Below are 16234 nucleotides of genomic sequence, written 5' to 3'. Positions count from 1 at the left end.
CTTTTTAGTTGAAAAGATCATCCAGTCCCATTTCCTCCACCTCGCCATCCGGAGTCTCCGAACCGGCACAAGGATCGAATCCTTCCGGAAGTTTAAAAGTTTCCTGCTGATCGTATCCCAAAGTCGGGTCATCAAATACTTTCTTCATATATTTTGCCCAAATAGGTAAAGCAGCGGCAGCTCCCTGTCCGTATGTCATCGATCCGAAGTGGATATCACGTTCGTCACCTCCAACCCAACAGCCGGACACCAACGAAGGGGTAAAGCCCATAAACCAACTATCCGAGTTCTCATTTGTCGTCCCCGTCTTTCCGCCCATATCCGCAGTAATTCCATAACGTCGGACACGTCCGCCCGTTCCTTCATTTATAACGGCACGCAACATGACCAGCATTTTATATACACTTGAAGTGCTGATCACCTCATCCATTTGTGGCGCAAACGTAGAAATCACATTACCTTCACTGTCCTCGATCCGAGTCACAAACAAAGGAGCCACCCGAATCCCCCTATTAGCAAAAGCAGTATATGCACTCACCATCTCTCCGACAGAAATCTCACAAGGTCCCAGACAAAGTGAAACAACCGGGTCGATGGCCTTGTTGCGCACTCCGAAACTATGGATCAGCCGCACCAATTCATACGGATTCAGTTTGCTCATCAGATAAGCCGAAATCCAGTTATCCGAATTAGCCAGTCCCCATTTTAGAGTAACCATCTCACCATAACGCTTCTTATTGGAATTACGTGGCGACCATGGTTCCCCAGTTTCTGTAATCAACGTTTGCTCTACGTGGCGCACCTGGTCGCAAGGAGAAAAATTATTCTCCATAGCCAGTGTATACAAGTACGGTTTGATAGTAGACCCTACCTGACGGCGTCCTACCATCGCCATGTCATATTGGAAATATGTATAATTAGGTCCGCCAACATAAGCTTTCACATGCCCGTTCATAGGATCCATCGACATAAAGCCGGTACGAAGGAATGACTTATAATAGCGGATTGAATCCATCGGAGTCATAATCGTGTCCTTGCTTCCCATCCACGAAAAGACTGTCATTTCCTGCGGTGTATCGAATGCTTTCCGAATCTCCTGTTCAGAATTCCCCGCCTCTTTCATCAGCCGGTAACGCTCAGTCTGTTTCATAGCCTTCGTCAACAGTTCTTCCACCCGTTTCGCAGGCAGCACTCTTGCGTATGGCGCATTCTTACTTCCTACTTTTTCTTTGAAAAACAAAGGTTGCAAATAACTCAAATGTTCTTCTACCGCCTCCTCCGCATATTGTTGCATCCGCGAGTTGAGAGTCGTATAAATCTTCAGTCCGTCCGTGTAGACATTATAATTCGAACCATCCTTCTTTTTATTCTTCGCACACCAGCCATACAGAGGATTCGTTTCCCAAGAAAGGGAGTCTTCATAGAATTTCTGCATTTGCCAACCACGATAATTACTCTTCACCGGCTTGGTTGCTGTCATCACACCACGCAGGTATTCACGGAAATAAGTAGCCAAACCTTCCTTGTGGTCAACACGGTTATACGACAATTTCAAAGGAAGCGCTTGCAGAGAATCACATTCGGATTCAGTAATATATCCCGCTTTACGCATCTGTCCAAGCACCACATTACGACGGCCGCGAGAACGCTCATTAAAACGAACAGGATTATAGAGTGACGGATTTTTACACATACCAACCAAGGTAGCCGCTTCCTCTATTTTCAAGTCCTTCGGTTCACGGTTAAAATAAGTATGCGCAGCCGTCTTAATACCGACAGCATTATTCAGGAAATCAAACTTATTGAGGTACATACTCAGAATTTCCTCTTTGGTGTAATAACGCTCGAGTTTTACGGCAATCACCCACTCAATCGGTTTCTGGAAAAGACGCTGGAGAGTATTTCTCGCCACATTCTCCGTAAACAACTGCTTGGCAAGCTGCTGTGATAAAGTACTTCCCCCACCCGCATTTTTCTGGAATAACAAACCACGTTTCACAAATGCACGGAACAACGCCTTAGCGTCAATCCCCGAGTGTTCGGCAAAACGAACATCTTCTGTCGCAATCAACGCATTAATAATGTTGGGTGACAAGTCCTTGTAGGCTGTATACACACGATTTTCCTTACTATAAGACCAAGTACCGAGCACTTTCTCATCCTCAGAAAAGATCTCCGTCGCAAATTTATAACTTGGATTCTCCAGTTCCTCCACTGGAGGCATATAGCCGATCCAACCTTTCGAAATAGAAACAAAAATAATGACGGCAGCCACTACTGCGATTGCCAATAAAATCCAAAGAGCTTTTATTATTTTTCGAATCATGTTTTTTCTTGCTTATAAAAAATGCACTTAATTAAGTTACAAAGGTAGATAAAATCCAGTAGCCGACCAAACAAAAACAGGCGGGATTTTTATTCCCGCCTGTCATTCACCCTAACTCTATCTATTCAGAGTTACCAATTATGAATGAGTCGTATAGTAACTCACCATTTATCAATAGTCTGTAATTTCCATTCTCCTATCGTACAGCGTTCACTATCAAAGTTGATCGCCACTTTCACTACCGGAAGCCCACACAAAGCGAAGCGTTCAGGATAATTCTTCAGATTGATCTGTTCCATAGCTTCACCGGCAGTCTTGTCAAGCTTCAATTCCATCACATAGAGCGTTGTTTTCGTACGAAGCACCACATCCACTCGACCACGGGGGGTACGGACTTCAACATCCACAAAAGAACCCAATAAGCTGAAAATAATGTAGAACATCTGCTGATAGTGACCTTCATACCTCGTATTGTCACAATAAGGAATGGTAAACAAGAAAGTCTGCAGCCGACGCAACGCAGAATCCATATCATCATTACGGATATCACGGGAAAGATAAGCTACCATGGTATTCGTTTTTTCAGTAGGTGTAGACACATAATAAGGCAACAGACTCCTCATCAAGCCGACCCTAACTTCTTTATTAGGAATATCCAATGTGTACAGTCCCAACTCGCTATCGTAACCCTTGATGGTGATATAACCGCTCTGATATAACAGCGGAGTAATACTGGACATTGTCTCCGTCGGTGCATCAAAATCCTCCACAGCTGCTGTTTTTCCTCCGACTTCAGAAGGTTCAACACCGAACTTTTCCAACATCTTTATCAAGTATGTAGGAGTACCGCTACCGAACCAGTAAGAACCAAATTTACCATCCGCAAAAGCATTCAACAGACTGAACGGATTATAGATGTCGGGAGACGGATAAGTGAAATGATAACCGTCATAATTCCCCTTCAACTTCAGCAAGACCTCTTCAGGGGAAATATTCAATTTCGCAGCCAATCTCTCCATATCCTCTTTCATTTGCGTTAGCATCTCATCCTCCGTTATTCCGCAAATTGCAGCGTATGGCTCATCCATGCTGATATTCTTGATATTATTCAATTCACTAAAGATACTCAACTGAGAGAACTTGGTGATACCAGTCAGAAACACATACTTCAGATAAGGATCACAAGCTTTCAAAGGACTATAGAAGTTACGCATGATATTACGTAATACGCCTAGATTTTCCTTTTCGTGTACCACATCAAGCAAAGGAGCATCATATTCATCTATAAGAACTACAACCTTTTTCCCTGTCTTTTCATAAGCACACTTGATAAGACGGGTTAATCGCAGATTAGCATCACCGGCAGTTGTATCGAGACCGAAGGTCCGCTCATAGTCTGAAAGCATAAAGTCAAGCAAACGCTCCAAACGCTCCTGATCCACATGCTTCGCCATACTCATATCAAAATGAAGAACCGGATATTCTATCCACTCTTTCTCCAACCTCTCCATAGCCAACCCTTGAAACAGGTCCTTACGACCAGAGAAATAACTATGCAAAGTAGAAGTAAGCAAAGATTTACCAAAACGGCGAGGACGACTCAGAAACACATATTTCGCAAAATAAGTCATGCGATAAACGTATTCCGTCTTATCGATATAAAGATAATTCTTCTCACGAATTTCAGAAAAAGTCTGTATCCCTATGGGGTATAATCTTTGCAAAGCTTCCATATCAATCATATTTTTCACAAAGCTACAAAAAATATCCGTTCAAAAAGAAAGCAGGCAGAAAACTTTTTCCCGCCTGCTCCTTTTACTTTATATGAACAGCTCCACAGGTACAAAAGGTACAGTAAATACACCCCGCATTTTTCCACACACGTACGCACGTACCTAACTAATGCGCGCACGTGTGCGTGTGTATAGAGAGCCCCCAAAAAGTGTACCTGCTGTACCCGCCATAACCACCGCACCTGATAAACTCATCATACCCGCCACACCCATCGTCAAACAAACACAGTGCTATATAAGTCCTAAAGCAGTGCTTTACGACCTCTAAAGCTATGCTTTAGCCTTCGTAAAGCACTGTTCTAACAAATATATCAACTATCTTCACAGACAGTTGATATATCTCACATACAAATCATATTAGCTTCATGCTAATATGAGGGTATAAGTCAGGAACATACCACTGTACTCTTCCCGACCTTTTGTCAACGTCAAACCTTGACGTATAGTTCTGTTATCCGTACTCTTTCCCCATACCTGATATTAAATTCGATTTATATAGGGAGCTTTGCGACTTATTCATATTGCCAAATGTCATCCATAGTAATTGGCACATAGGCTCCATCTTTCATTTCTATAATGACAGAGGGCTCATGCACAATAAGAGTATGCCACATTCCGGCAGGTACTTGTACGCCATAAATACCACTTGCAGGATTCAATTCATGCCGAGCACATTCAACACCTTTTTCATCATAAAAAAGTTCCGTTATATGACCTCTAAGCAGAATGACAGTCTCAATTGTTTTAGTATGACGATGAATAGGAACATGCGTTCCCGGTAACAAGGCATTGAGCATACGCTGCGAAGTGTCACCTTCACCATTACGCAAATCAAGATTAATACGCCTCCGCTCATTTGTTCCCGCCTGAGCTAACAGTTCATCAAGCAGTTTATCATTTATTTCCATAATTATTTATCATTAACTTTTGCACGTAGATATTCTTCGTGTAGGTGATAATATTTTCTCTTGAACAAGACATAGACGATACAAAGTAATACCAACACTACAACTAAATACAAATACTTATTCATTGGCAAATAAATAGCCCCCAAAGAGATTATTAATTGCATAACCATATAGACGGTCGACACTACCACATGCTTAATATGCAATTCATTGGCCATCAATTGATAAACATGTTTACGATGAGGTTTGCCTATATTTTCATGCAATAATATCCGATGGAGAATAGTGAGTACACTATCAACGCCATATACCATTAGCAGCAGAATAGCCCAATAGTTTCCGCTTTTTAATATATAAGAACCTAAAAAGTAAAGCAAAATAAACGCAATGGATACACTGCCCACATCACCTGCAAAACATTTTGCCTTAGTGCGGAAGTTAAAGAAGCAGAATATCAACACGCTAAGCAAAGCCACAATAATGAAATTCCGGTCGACAAACTCCTCCCGCGAATTGAGAATAAGCAACGGAACAAGCACAGCCAACGAGTAACCGCCGGTAATACCATTTATTCCATCCATAAAGTTATACGCATTGATAATGCCGGTGCATACTATGAGCGCAATGATAACCACCCACCAATACTCGGGCAGCAAAATACCCCACTGGTAGAACATGAGTGTCATGGCGACAAAGTGCACAATCAAGCGAAATTTATTGGATACCGAATGAATATCATCCGCAAAACTGATACCACCCAACATAGTGAGTCCTAACAGGAACCAAGGACATGTAAAACCATAGAAGGCAGCATAAAGCCAGGCTCCAAACAAGAAAATAATACCTCCGCCACGCAACACAATAGTACTGTGCGATGAACGCAAGTTGGGTTTGTCTATAATGTTAAACTTGTCGGCAATCTTAAAATAGACCCATTCAAGAACAAGCAATAATACTGCTATTAACAGATATACAACCATACTTATTTTGTATTTGTAAATGATTTAATGGTTTGTGTAAGTCCTTCTTCGGCACGTATGGGCATTTTATCTATACCCAGTGCCTTTTTTATTTTAGCATTGCTAACCACATAGTCTTCAGTTAGCTTTGTCAAACGCTCCGAGTTTAGTGGCAGGTGCAACCCATCTCCCACCTTCGCCATACCATTCATCAGCCCTTTGGGCAGATACCAAATACGTGCTTTCTTACCCAAAGCCTTGCAGATAACTGTAATAAGTCCGTTGGTCGATAACGCTTCATCGTCACACATATTATAAATGCCAGATTCCACTTCCTTAACAAGCAGCCCTTTTATGACAAAACAAAGGTTGTCAATAGAGGTAAAGCAGCGGTGATTTTCAAAAGCCCCCAAAGGCCAGGGTACTCCTTTTTTCACCACTCCATAGAGCAGATTGAGATTCCCCTTGTTTCCGGGACCATGTATCATACAGGGACGCAGGATATACACTTGCTTATCTGCGGCCGGATGAGATAGGATATATTCTTCAGCTTTGATCTTCGATTCACCATAAGGTCCTACTGGATTGGGAACAACATCTTCAGTCAGAATATCACCAGGGACAAAGTCAGCAGCCGCTTTCACCGATGAAAAGAAAATGAACTTCCCGGCCGATGATTTAAGAAACCAGTCATACATCTTTTGAGTGAGCCCCGTATTTACCTTAAAATACACTTCCGGCCCAAAAGTTTTCTTCAAATCATGTGCCTTGCCGGCAAGATGGATAACGGCATCTACTTGTGGAATCTTATTTTCGTCAAGATCATCCCAGGAAAAGGTCTTGACCACACCCTCCTTTTCAGGCGCTACGATATCAAGGCCGTAAATTTCATTACTTTGCCCCAAAGCTTTTACCAAATTCCCCCCTACAAAGCCGTGAATTCCGGTTATAAGTATCTTCATAATATTTTATTTACCAAATCAACGTATTGTTTTGTTACCTTTTCTTTTGTGTAATAGCGCTGTATCACATCATATCCGTTACGCCCCATTTTCTGAAGCTCTTCACGCGACACCGATGCCAGCCATTGTGCCATTTCATCTACCTTCTTATCAAAGTCCTTCTCAGTAATAAGCTTTGCACAATTATAATCCTTAGTGAAGTTTACGATAGGTGTTTTGTCTCCAGAACATATAAGCAACGGTCTTTCACAAGCCATAATGGTATACACTTTAGACGGAAATCCCATCATTTCCATTTCGGGTGCCATAAAGATGAACTGCACGTCACTGTATGCCAATATACTCGGCATCAGATGGCGAGGTTGATAATCGAGTACATGCAACTTGTCCAGTCCCTTCTCTGCTTTCTGTTGTTCCAAGTATGATCGTTGTACCCCCATACCTATCACAAAGTACTCAACATTCAAATCCTTTGTTTTGTCGACCAATGCCACCAGCGGACGCCAGTCTTGCGCATGTCCTATATTCCCGGCATAAAGCAATTTCAAAGAATCGGTTTTAGGAAAGATATTCTCGTCAAGAGGTTCTACATTAGTCGGGTTATAGAGGTCAGTATCTACGAAGTTGGGAATGATGTGTAGCTTATTCGGATCTTCAAAACGACTCACAATCGTATTATAGAAAACATCGTCAATGGTAGTGATTGCAGCAGACTTGTTGTAAATGCAACGTTCGACTTTCTTTAAACAAGCGATTATCGGTCCTGTTTTCTTCTTTAGGATATCGGGATAAATTTCCTGTACATTATATATAACTTTGCAGCCTTTTAATTTACCGAGGATGAGATTAAGCATTCCTATGCTGAGAGGTGGCGAGGGCGACACTATTACACTAACATTGCGTATGCACAAACCAAGGAGAAACGAAATGATGTGCCAATAAACAAAACCAAGAATACGCAATGCAGTGCTCTTGAACTTCTTTTGTGGCACATGCATTACCTTTATACCATGAAAATCACTTTCCTTATAAATTCCGGGGATTTTCCACTTTAGCGGTTGCTTTGCCAGTTGTTCCTCTACTACATTAAAGTGCGGTGTTGTAGAAAGCACTACTACCTCATAACCTTCTTTTTGAAATCTAAGTGCGATATCGTTATAAAGATATGCAGTGGAAACACCATCTGGGCTGAAGATAAGACTGTGAATTAAGACTTTCTTGCTCATTTATCAACGTTTATATTAAATCGTTCCTTAAAATATGTCCGCATCTCTTGCGGTGTAGGGTTCTTTCCTATATAATATTCCATCTCCTCAATCTTGGCATCTATAAGATACCTGTACCAATATGCCTGCAATGTAGCCCAAATAAAACCGGGCTTGCCATCAAGAAAACCACCAAAGCAGATGTAGCGAACGAAGAAATACATGAATGCACGCAAGAATTTGGGCAGTTTATAATACTTCCCTTTCTCCCTGTTACGGCTCTCCAATCCATTCCCTCCCAATACAATGTCGTTCCAATAACCTTCATAAGCAGCCACAATCTCACGGTTGGCATAGTTGTTGTGCTTTTGAGTCCATTCAGTGAGTCCATTCAAATTTTCATCAATAAATCGATGCTTCATATCTACTGTATCACCTTCGGTAACATAAATTTGTTCATCCATCCAACGCTGTTCCATCATTGCCTTTCCTGTACGCCATAAACGCATCAAACGGATTGTACGTAGTTTCCCATGCTTTAATTCACGCCCAAATAGCACTACATTGCGCGGTAACATGCAACCTGCAACATTAGCAGGCAGCAAAGGTAACTTCTTCTCTACCTCTTCTATAAGTTCATCAGTAAGGTATTCGTCAGCGTCCAAACGCATGGTCCATTCCGTTTTAACAGGACAATTTTCCATTGCCCAAATAAATTGCTGTGCCTGATTCACATACTTGTTTTGTAACACTACCGCACCATGCTCACGCGCAATGTCACAAGTTTTATCAGTTGAGTAACTATCTACTACATATACCTGTTTTGCTATACGTTTAACATTATCAATACTTCGTGCAATGTGTCTTTCCTCATTATATGTGAGGATTATTACAGAAAGGTCTAACATTTTTATTTGAAGTTATTTTAACTTAATGTCTACTTTATCAAATCAAAAAAAACACCCCAGTCACTTTCTCGTTCTTGTGGCAAAGGTTTATATCGTTTATGATTTATACTAAACGCTACTATATTCTTTGCCCAAGCTTCATAATCATACACATCAGTATAAACTACTCCATCATAACCATTCAACACTTCATAAGCATAATCTACATCAGCCGCCAAAACCGGAAGTCCAAAGGCTGCCGCTTCAAGTAATGGCAAACCGACTGTCTCAATCGAACTCGGAAAAACTAAAGCTGCAGCAGATTTATAGTAACTCAATAAATTATCATGCTTTATAATACCTTCAAATACGAAATTTTTGTCTACACCATTCTTAACTACTTCATTGTACATTATAGGAGCTTTTTCTGCAGAACTTGTTACATGAATTTTTATATCCTCCGCCAATGCCGGATTTTGTTTACTTAATATTCCCATGGCTTTTGCCAAAGTGCAACCATTACGATATTTAGAATCATCACCAACAAATATGAAATGTTTCTTATTATCTTCCCAATTATAGGTTTTACACTGTGTAACATCCACCTTCTCAACATCCGGAAAACATACACGAACATTTTCCGTAGGAACATTAAAGTATGATACAAAGCGTTTCTTCACAATAGGTGTTTGTACAACAAACTGTGTATTTTTAACCCATGTACGCTTTACTATGCGAGGAAAAATATGCTTATAATTAAACAGCATTCTTTCTGTACATTTGAGAGGATTGTAAGCTCCCGGATATAACGGCAACGACTGATGAAAATAAACAATCTGCTTACCTCCCCCGATCTTCTTATATCCATTATTCTGAAGTGAAACCACAACATCGGGCTTTACTCCCAATTTTACAATTTCATTTTGTAGCAATTTACCTTCAAACAAAATCCGTTTTAACTTGGATTGTAGAGGAAAAGATATATATGTTACTCCCTCTATCGCCACTTTCGGCAGCACAGGATTAATAAATATCCAATACTTATTTTGTCCTATATACTTTGGCAGATGCGATAAGAACTGCTTATATATTGTTATACCTCCCCCAGCTTGTAAGGTTGTGGCAATTACGAAAATATTCATAAATATTATCCTCTCCAGTGCATTTTAACATATCTATTATGTATCATATCATTACCACCATGCAGTATAAGTTTTGCGTCATTGGCATCAGCAAACTGCAACAGGTTACGAGTCCGCAAACCATCCGCATACAGTTGGTCAAAATAATTACCTGGTATACTAGAATACATAGTGTTGTAACCATAACGTTTACACTCATCAAGTACTAATTGTGAAAAATAACCTATTGGGAAACATATCTCATCCACTGTTTTACCCAGCAATTCCGTGAGCTCCTTTTTCGATTCACAAAGTTCGCGTACCAACTCCTCTTTAGTGAATTTAGTTAAATCACTGTGGCTCCAAGCATGACACTGAAATATAAAACCTGCTTTTTGAAGTTCAAGAATTTCGTCTTTATTAAGATACCCCGGTTTTCCTATTAAGCTTATTGCAAGAAATACTGTTGGACACAAACCATTATCTATAAAAAACTGTCTGGTATCATAAATGCCACGGAATCCATCGTCAAAGCATATCATCACCTCTTTATCAGGATTCTGTATTTTCGCTTTTATGATAAATCCCTCATCATGTATCACCTTAATATGTTGTGCAAACGTACTAAGCGAAGTACCCATATCTGTATATTTTTTATCGCCGTACACATCGTGATAATACACTATTTTACTCTTCTTATTATGGTGCAATATGCTCGAAAAGCATAACAGAGTTTTTTTTATTATTTTTCTCATCGTGTAGTTTTGTTTATAAAATCTTCCAAACATTTACGGTAGAGCGAATAATTCCAGTGATTGTGCATAAAGTTATACGCATTATCAGAATACTTCTTGTATGTATCTATATTTGATATTTGCCTCATGGCATCCACAAGTGACTGCTCACTATATGCATCAAAAACAAAGCCTGTATCGTTACCATCTACAAGATCGTAATGTGCTCCCACCTCGTTACTCACTAACACTGGCATACCCGCTGCCATAGCCTCGTTAACAACCAATCCCCAAGGTTCGTAAGTAGAAGGTAATATCAACACATGATTTTGACGATAAACATTCAATAGATCGTCACCATACTTTGGTCCATCGAAAAAAACAGATCCATATGACTCATATTTCTTTTTAAGTACCTCACCAAAAGCCCCTTTTCCCACGATATGCAGTTCACTATTTTCATATTTTTGGTGATAAGCCAGAAATGAACGAATCATAAAGTCTATATTCTTACACTCTATCAATCGCCCCACATATACAAAACACATTATATCTGTTGGCTTCTGTTTGTACTTCTTATTATCAAAATGTACATTATCCACCACCATCGGCATTAACAGAATTCTCTCCTGGGCCATACCAAACTTACGAAACAGGTCTTTATGTGTATAATTACCACCAGCAAGACCATAGGTATGTTTGTTTCCAAACACTATGCTTAAATATATGCGCTTTCCCCATCGTTTAAACAGTCCTACCGGTTCCCGATACTGAGTATCAGAGTCTATTCCAATGGATTTACTATACCACAAATTCAAAACAAACAACATCAAAAACGACAAGCCAGTGTATCCGTTAAATATAATAGTATCATACTTCTTAAGTATACGCCTCATATAACACCATTGTTGCCATTTCGATAGGTCTGCAAACACATCCTTTTTACCCTCACCCCCCGTGTTTTTTGCCTCGCTATCGCCCAATAAATAACAGTAATCTATTCCCATTGGCACATAGACTTTAAGATTTCGGTCTACTGTATAACTGGCTGGTTCAGCAAGAAAAGCAAAAACCTTCATCAGCCTTTATATTTTTTTAAAGTTTTACGCATATGTGAAGCAGCAATCTTAAACAGCACATACCAATTCCCCCACTTGGTTTTAGATGCCATAAAGCGATAGAGATTTTCTACTTGGGGACGGAAATTTTGCATCTTATAATCATAGCCACCGCGACCAAAATCAACAACAGAGCTACCTATTTGAGATTTTTCAACAATATACCTCACATTATTCCACAAATTGAATTGTCCTGATTTATACAATATCACCCATCTCATACTATAAGTTCTCTGCTCATTCACAAATACAAAACCTAAAGATATCGGCTCACCATTGTCATATAGGACAGGTAATTCTACCAACCCATTCTCATAAAGTTTACGCATAAATAACCTCATTGTATCGTTTAAATACGATGACGAACGTAAACCAGAATCAATCATCAATTGTATAATTCGATTTATCACATGTTCCGGATAAGGTTCATTGGCAATATTAAAGATTTTCATATTACATTGAACCGATTTCTTGTCAAGCGTAACCAAACGTTTTCGTTCTTTGGCATTTAAGTGTCGAAACTCACTAAAAATGCTCTCAGACTTAGGACAGTTTAACCATGAGTGTTCTGTTTGCGAAAAAACGAAAGCATTACCTTGAAACACTTTCCAATACGCCAAAATAGGAGAATTGGAAACTACATTATCAAGTAACAGAAACCTTATCAACTTATCTTCCTCTACAAATTTCCAGACATCGTTCATTAAATTATATATAGCTACAACTTCTTTTGATATAATAATATTACAAAAGTCGGTATGTCTATCATTAATAAACTTTAGGAATCCCTTTCCATTTATGTAAAAAGGGAATATAGCCTGTAATTCTTTATCATTAGTACGGTATATTATAATATAAAGTTTATCATTTGGGGTTGCAAACGTCTCCCAAGCAATCCAATTATACTTAAATGTTTGGAAAAATGTTACATCATTAGCATTATGAAATAATGAATTCCATTCAATCTCTAAAGTCTTGAACTTATCAATAGTATCTATTATTTCTATCATATTTACTCTTGTGTTATTTTATATTTATTATCCACGATTACATTAGCCAAAGCTATTAATATCCACACATGCAAAAAAGAAAAATCACCTGCAGCCATAATATATCCCTCCGCAAAAAGATGGATACTTCGCCATACCAATAAAGTTATCACTAACAGCAATTGTAATGGATACCTTTTTGCATTGAACATATACTTTATTATTGGTTTTAGTGCTAATATGGCAAAGAATAATGTTCCTAATAGTCCAACAGATGACAACATAAACAACCAACTGGTACCAGGTTCAATACCACCATTGGCACGCACACTATCAGACGACTTCTTAAGGTCGACACTAGAAAATCCTATTCCCAAAACTGGGTTCGATTCAAACTCTGCTTTTCTAGCATTCCACATATCATCCCTACTCGAAAACTGCCCTCCCATTGCATTACGCGCCTCTGTTTTTTCACGCACTTTTTCAGTATAAGGATACCACACGGGAGATGAGATAACCACAAGAAATAAAGCCACAATTAAATATTTCATGAATTTACCCACATTGCCCAAATAAAACCATAAATAAAAGAATAGTGCTACAAACGTAGCTCCCAATGCAGCACGAGATGCACCTAAAAAACAAACAAGAACAGATGCAACAGATGCACCCAAGAAGCCCCATTTTTTCCGGAAAGTTGTATCAGGGTTATTTGTCTCATCAAGAAATAACTTAAAGCAAAGTAAAGATGATATACCACCAATACTACTCATTGTCATACTATGATTAGTAAATCCATTAAATCCGGACCATCCATGAAATAATGGAATATGCACCAAGTATCCACCAAACGAAATTAATGTACCGACTATAATGACCTTGTTTATTAAACCATACAAATTCCATTTAAATTTATTCAATGAATTTCCTTCATTTAATGGTCCAATTGCCAAAATCATCAAACAAAAAGAAATCAACCTATATTCAGCCTGAAATATGGATGGAATATCATTGGCAAGAATAGACAAAACACATGCTATTATAAATAATACCATTGTAACATTAATCCTTACACCATTGATAATACCTATTAAACCAATAAAAGCAAACCATCCGTAATAAGCAGCCTGAGGTATAGGAAGCCCAATACATAGTGAATTTGAGAATGCAATGATTACAGATAAAATTAAAATAATATTGCTATTCATTTTTGTGTTAAGTAATTCATAAATGGCTGTATAAGCTTATTTATATCTATAGGATATTTAAGTATTTGCCTTTCTCTGGTTTTAATGTAGCGACCTATATTTCGAGCAAGTGCCTTATAGTCGTGTGGTTCAATTACCCAATTATCAAAATCTTCTTCTCGTATATATTCAGTGATACCAGAACCTTTGGCCGTCATAAAAGGTACTCCACAAGCATAAGCCTCAGTATATACACATCCAAATGCGTCCCAATAAGATGGAAGAACAAACAAATCTAAAGTATTATAGAAAGCATTTAGCTGGCGATGATCAACTTCATTTTTAAATTCAAAATAATTATTCAATTCTTGTCTTTGCACATACTCCTCACACTCTGTTCTAGTTACCCCCGTACCAATAAATGTAACTTTTATGTCTTCAAATCCTTCCTTAAGCAATATTTCTACAGCCTTTATTAATGTTATCTGGTCTTTAATTGGCCAGAAATTTGCCACACATCCAATATGAAAACCGGAATGTGATCCATTTGTTGAATAAAATTTAGTTTTATCTACCCCATTGTATAAGACATAAGTATCTTTAAGTTTTATACCATCATACTCAGCAAGATAGCGTAATATCTCCTTACTTACTCCCACATGTAAATCAATTCTGTTACACAACTTCACGCCATAACTTATACAACGCCTCTTATGCCATTGCCTATCAGCAAAACGTCCATCGGTAATGCTAAGTACGTCATATCCATGATGTTGCAGAATCGTTTTTGTCCGGGGATTCTTAGATTTTACATAATCAGCATACTTTGCTAAACTTGTTACATGAGAATGCACTACAGCTATGTCTTCATATTTAATATTGATACGTTTCAAAGCTTTGCTAAAAGAATGTAGACTGAAATAATCCCCCGCCCCCGGCCACGCATTTGTCGGCAAGTCATACTGCACAAAACGATGTACATTAATACCATCGTATTCATACTCCCCCACTTTGTGCATCCAGGAGTCAGGCATCATCACAATTACCCGATAACGACCGTCACACATTATTGCCTTTACTTGATCATACACGTAAGGACCACGAAATGACTGCGCTGAAGGGAAAAACGGCGTAATAACTAAATATATAGGTTTATAATCAATTCGCATTATCATTTCTTTTATCCGCCACTAATAAATTCGTACAATAGTTGCACATTTTATTAAAGCTATAAGCCAATAAAGCACTTACAATTATCAATGCCAAACCTTGAAAGACACTATCCTTTACAATATATTTTACCAACCAAATATGAATCAGATAGAGTTCCAAACTTATAGTCCCAAACATCACTATAACCTGTGAATTTACCATATTCCTCATTAAATAGAGTAATGTCATGAAAGATATTCCTAAAGGCAATTTTATTCCCAATTCACATAACAGAAACCAATGAGTATTCGATAAATCCCTCATAAAAGAGAGTTGTTTAAGCGCAAGACAACCTATACCTAGTAAGAGCAAAAAACTATTATAAAAGCACACTTTTCTAAAAGGCACGCAATCTATCACTCTCTTCCTCTCCGATACTATAACTCCCACCAAGAAACTAAAAGCTTGTTCAGCACATAGTGATGAAAGACACGAAAATGAATAGATCGCAAAAAGTAAAAGCAATAATAACTTGTACTTACCGTTAAGTAACTTATTACTAATATAAAAAGCTATATAACACCTTACCAAATAATCAATATACCAAAAAGAAGAATGTGAACAATTGACGATAGAAAAATATGCACTTCCATCTAATATAGAACCATCTATCATCAACCATATCATCCTAAATAGCACATATGGAAAAATAACACACAGCACTTTTTTCTTCCAAAACGATTTTAGCCCATTTTTCTTCCATGATTCATTAAGTCCATAACCGGATAAAAAAAGAAACATTGCTACTCCTATGCCACCGAAGGGAGTGAACCCTACAAAATTCCAACACCCTGCAATGTGGCAAAGCATTATTATCAGTATAGCGTAACCCC

General features: G+C 38.6%; 14 protein-coding genes. All 14 read right to left on the bottom strand.

All coding sequences use genetic code 11. The annotated features are described in order from the left end of the window. Nucleotides 1–4: 4 nt before the first annotated feature. Nucleotides 5–2326: a transglycosylase domain-containing protein gene (locus tag BACFIN_RS06600; protein WP_007755410.1), complete on the bottom strand. Its 2322-nt coding sequence runs from the start codon at nt 2324–2326 to the stop codon at nt 5–7. A gap of 161 nt (nt 2327–2487) precedes the next feature. After that, the gene (locus BACFIN_RS06605; protein WP_050761290.1) at nt 2488–4059 is read right to left on the bottom strand and encodes an ATP-binding protein; all 1572 of its coding nucleotides are present in this window, start codon (nt 4057–4059) and stop codon (nt 2488–2490) included. Nucleotides 4060–4631: 572 nt separating this feature from the next. Then, nucleotides 4632–5027, bottom strand: coding sequence for a WbuC family cupin fold metalloprotein (locus BACFIN_RS06610; RefSeq protein ID WP_007755406.1), 396 nt, complete (start codon nt 5025–5027; stop codon nt 4632–4634). Between the two features lie 2 nt (nt 5028–5029). Next, nucleotides 5030–6007: an MraY family glycosyltransferase gene (locus tag BACFIN_RS06615; RefSeq protein ID WP_007755403.1), complete on the bottom strand. Its 978-nt coding sequence runs from the start codon at nt 6005–6007 to the stop codon at nt 5030–5032. A 2-nt stretch (nt 6008–6009) separates the two neighbouring features. Continuing rightward, on the bottom strand, nt 6010–6948 hold the full coding sequence (locus BACFIN_RS06620) for an NAD-dependent epimerase/dehydratase family protein (protein ID WP_007755401.1): 939 nt from the start codon (nt 6946–6948) through the stop codon (nt 6010–6012). Further along, nucleotides 6945–8174, bottom strand: coding sequence for a glycosyltransferase family 4 protein (locus BACFIN_RS06625; RefSeq protein ID WP_007755399.1), 1230 nt, complete (start codon nt 8172–8174; stop codon nt 6945–6947). Before BACFIN_RS06625 ends, BACFIN_RS06620 begins: the two co-directional genes overlap by 4 nt. Further along, complete coding sequence (locus tag BACFIN_RS06630) at nt 8171–9061, bottom strand: glycosyltransferase family 2 protein (RefSeq protein WP_007755391.1); 891 nt, start codon at nt 9059–9061, stop codon at nt 8171–8173. Before BACFIN_RS06630 ends, BACFIN_RS06625 begins: the two co-directional genes overlap by 4 nt. 29 nt (nt 9062–9090) lie before the next feature. Then, the gene (locus BACFIN_RS06635; RefSeq protein WP_007755388.1) at nt 9091–10182 is read right to left on the bottom strand and encodes a glycosyltransferase; all 1092 of its coding nucleotides are present in this window, start codon (nt 10180–10182) and stop codon (nt 9091–9093) included. A 5-nt stretch (nt 10183–10187) separates the two neighbouring features. Beyond that, on the bottom strand, nt 10188–10916 hold the full coding sequence (locus BACFIN_RS21275) for a polysaccharide deacetylase family protein (protein ID WP_007755386.1): 729 nt from the start codon (nt 10914–10916) through the stop codon (nt 10188–10190). Next, nucleotides 10913–11974: a glycosyltransferase family 4 protein gene (locus BACFIN_RS21270; RefSeq protein WP_007755383.1), complete on the bottom strand. Its 1062-nt coding sequence runs from the start codon at nt 11972–11974 to the stop codon at nt 10913–10915. Before BACFIN_RS21270 ends, BACFIN_RS21275 begins: the two co-directional genes overlap by 4 nt. Beyond that, on the bottom strand, nt 11974–13023 hold the full coding sequence (locus tag BACFIN_RS06640) for a GNAT family N-acetyltransferase (RefSeq protein WP_007755380.1): 1050 nt from the start codon (nt 13021–13023) through the stop codon (nt 11974–11976). The genes BACFIN_RS21270 and BACFIN_RS06640 overlap by 1 nt, the downstream gene beginning before the upstream one ends. A gap of 2 nt (nt 13024–13025) precedes the next feature. Then, a complete protein-coding gene (locus BACFIN_RS06645) occupies nt 13026–14210 on the bottom strand; it encodes an O-antigen ligase family protein (RefSeq protein ID WP_007755377.1) in 1185 nt (394 codons plus the stop codon). Next, the gene (locus BACFIN_RS06650) at nt 14207–15364 is read right to left on the bottom strand and encodes a glycosyltransferase family 4 protein (RefSeq protein ID WP_007755374.1); all 1158 of its coding nucleotides are present in this window, start codon (nt 15362–15364) and stop codon (nt 14207–14209) included. Before BACFIN_RS06650 ends, BACFIN_RS06645 begins: the two co-directional genes overlap by 4 nt. Further along, nucleotides 15348–16234, bottom strand: an 887-nt coding sequence (locus BACFIN_RS06655) for an acyltransferase family protein (protein WP_007755371.1), incomplete at its 5' end; no start/stop codon positions are given. The genes BACFIN_RS06655 and BACFIN_RS06650, both read right to left, overlap by 17 nt.

This window comes from Bacteroides finegoldii DSM 17565 (assembly GCF_000156195.1).
Taxonomy (GTDB): Bacteria; Bacteroidota; Bacteroidia; order Bacteroidales; family Bacteroidaceae; genus Bacteroides; species Bacteroides finegoldii.
Note: the sequence above shows the minus strand (reverse complement) of the source record. Positions and strands in the feature narration are given on the sequence as shown.

What these genes read in the sequence shown, in the direction of transcription:
- BACFIN_RS06600 (WP_007755410.1), bottom strand. Translation starts at nt 2,326, where the DNA reads ATGATTCGAAAAATAATAAAAGCTCTTTGGATTTTATTGGCAATCGCA.
- BACFIN_RS06605 (WP_050761290.1), bottom strand. Translation starts at nt 4,059, where the DNA reads ATGGAAGCTTTGCAAAGATTATACCCCATAGGGATACAGACTTTTTCT.
- BACFIN_RS06610 (WP_007755406.1), bottom strand. Translation starts at nt 5,027, where the DNA reads ATGGAAATAAATGATAAACTGCTTGATGAACTGTTAGCTCAGGCGGGA.
- BACFIN_RS06615 (WP_007755403.1), bottom strand. Translation starts at nt 6,007, where the DNA reads ATGGTTGTATATCTGTTAATAGCAGTATTATTGCTTGTTCTTGAATGG.
- BACFIN_RS06620 (WP_007755401.1), bottom strand. Translation starts at nt 6,948, where the DNA reads ATGAAGATACTTATAACCGGAATTCACGGCTTTGTAGGGGGGAATTTG.
- BACFIN_RS06625 (WP_007755399.1), bottom strand. Translation starts at nt 8,174, where the DNA reads ATGAGCAAGAAAGTCTTAATTCACAGTCTTATCTTCAGCCCAGATGGT.
- BACFIN_RS06630 (WP_007755391.1), bottom strand. Translation starts at nt 9,061, where the DNA reads ATGTTAGACCTTTCTGTAATAATCCTCACATATAATGAGGAAAGACAC.
- BACFIN_RS06635 (WP_007755388.1), bottom strand. Translation starts at nt 10,182, where the DNA reads ATGAATATTTTCGTAATTGCCACAACCTTACAAGCTGGGGGAGGTATA.
- BACFIN_RS21275 (WP_007755386.1), bottom strand. Translation starts at nt 10,916, where the DNA reads ATGAGAAAAATAATAAAAAAAACTCTGTTATGCTTTTCGAGCATATTG.
- BACFIN_RS21270 (WP_007755383.1), bottom strand. Translation starts at nt 11,974, where the DNA reads ATGAAGGTTTTTGCTTTTCTTGCTGAACCAGCCAGTTATACAGTAGAC.
- BACFIN_RS06640 (WP_007755380.1), bottom strand. Translation starts at nt 13,023, where the DNA reads ATGATAGAAATAATAGATACTATTGATAAGTTCAAGACTTTAGAGATT.
- BACFIN_RS06645 (WP_007755377.1), bottom strand. Translation starts at nt 14,210, where the DNA reads ATGAATAGCAATATTATTTTAATTTTATCTGTAATCATTGCATTCTCA.
- BACFIN_RS06650 (WP_007755374.1), bottom strand. Translation starts at nt 15,364, where the DNA reads ATGATAATGCGAATTGATTATAAACCTATATATTTAGTTATTACGCCG.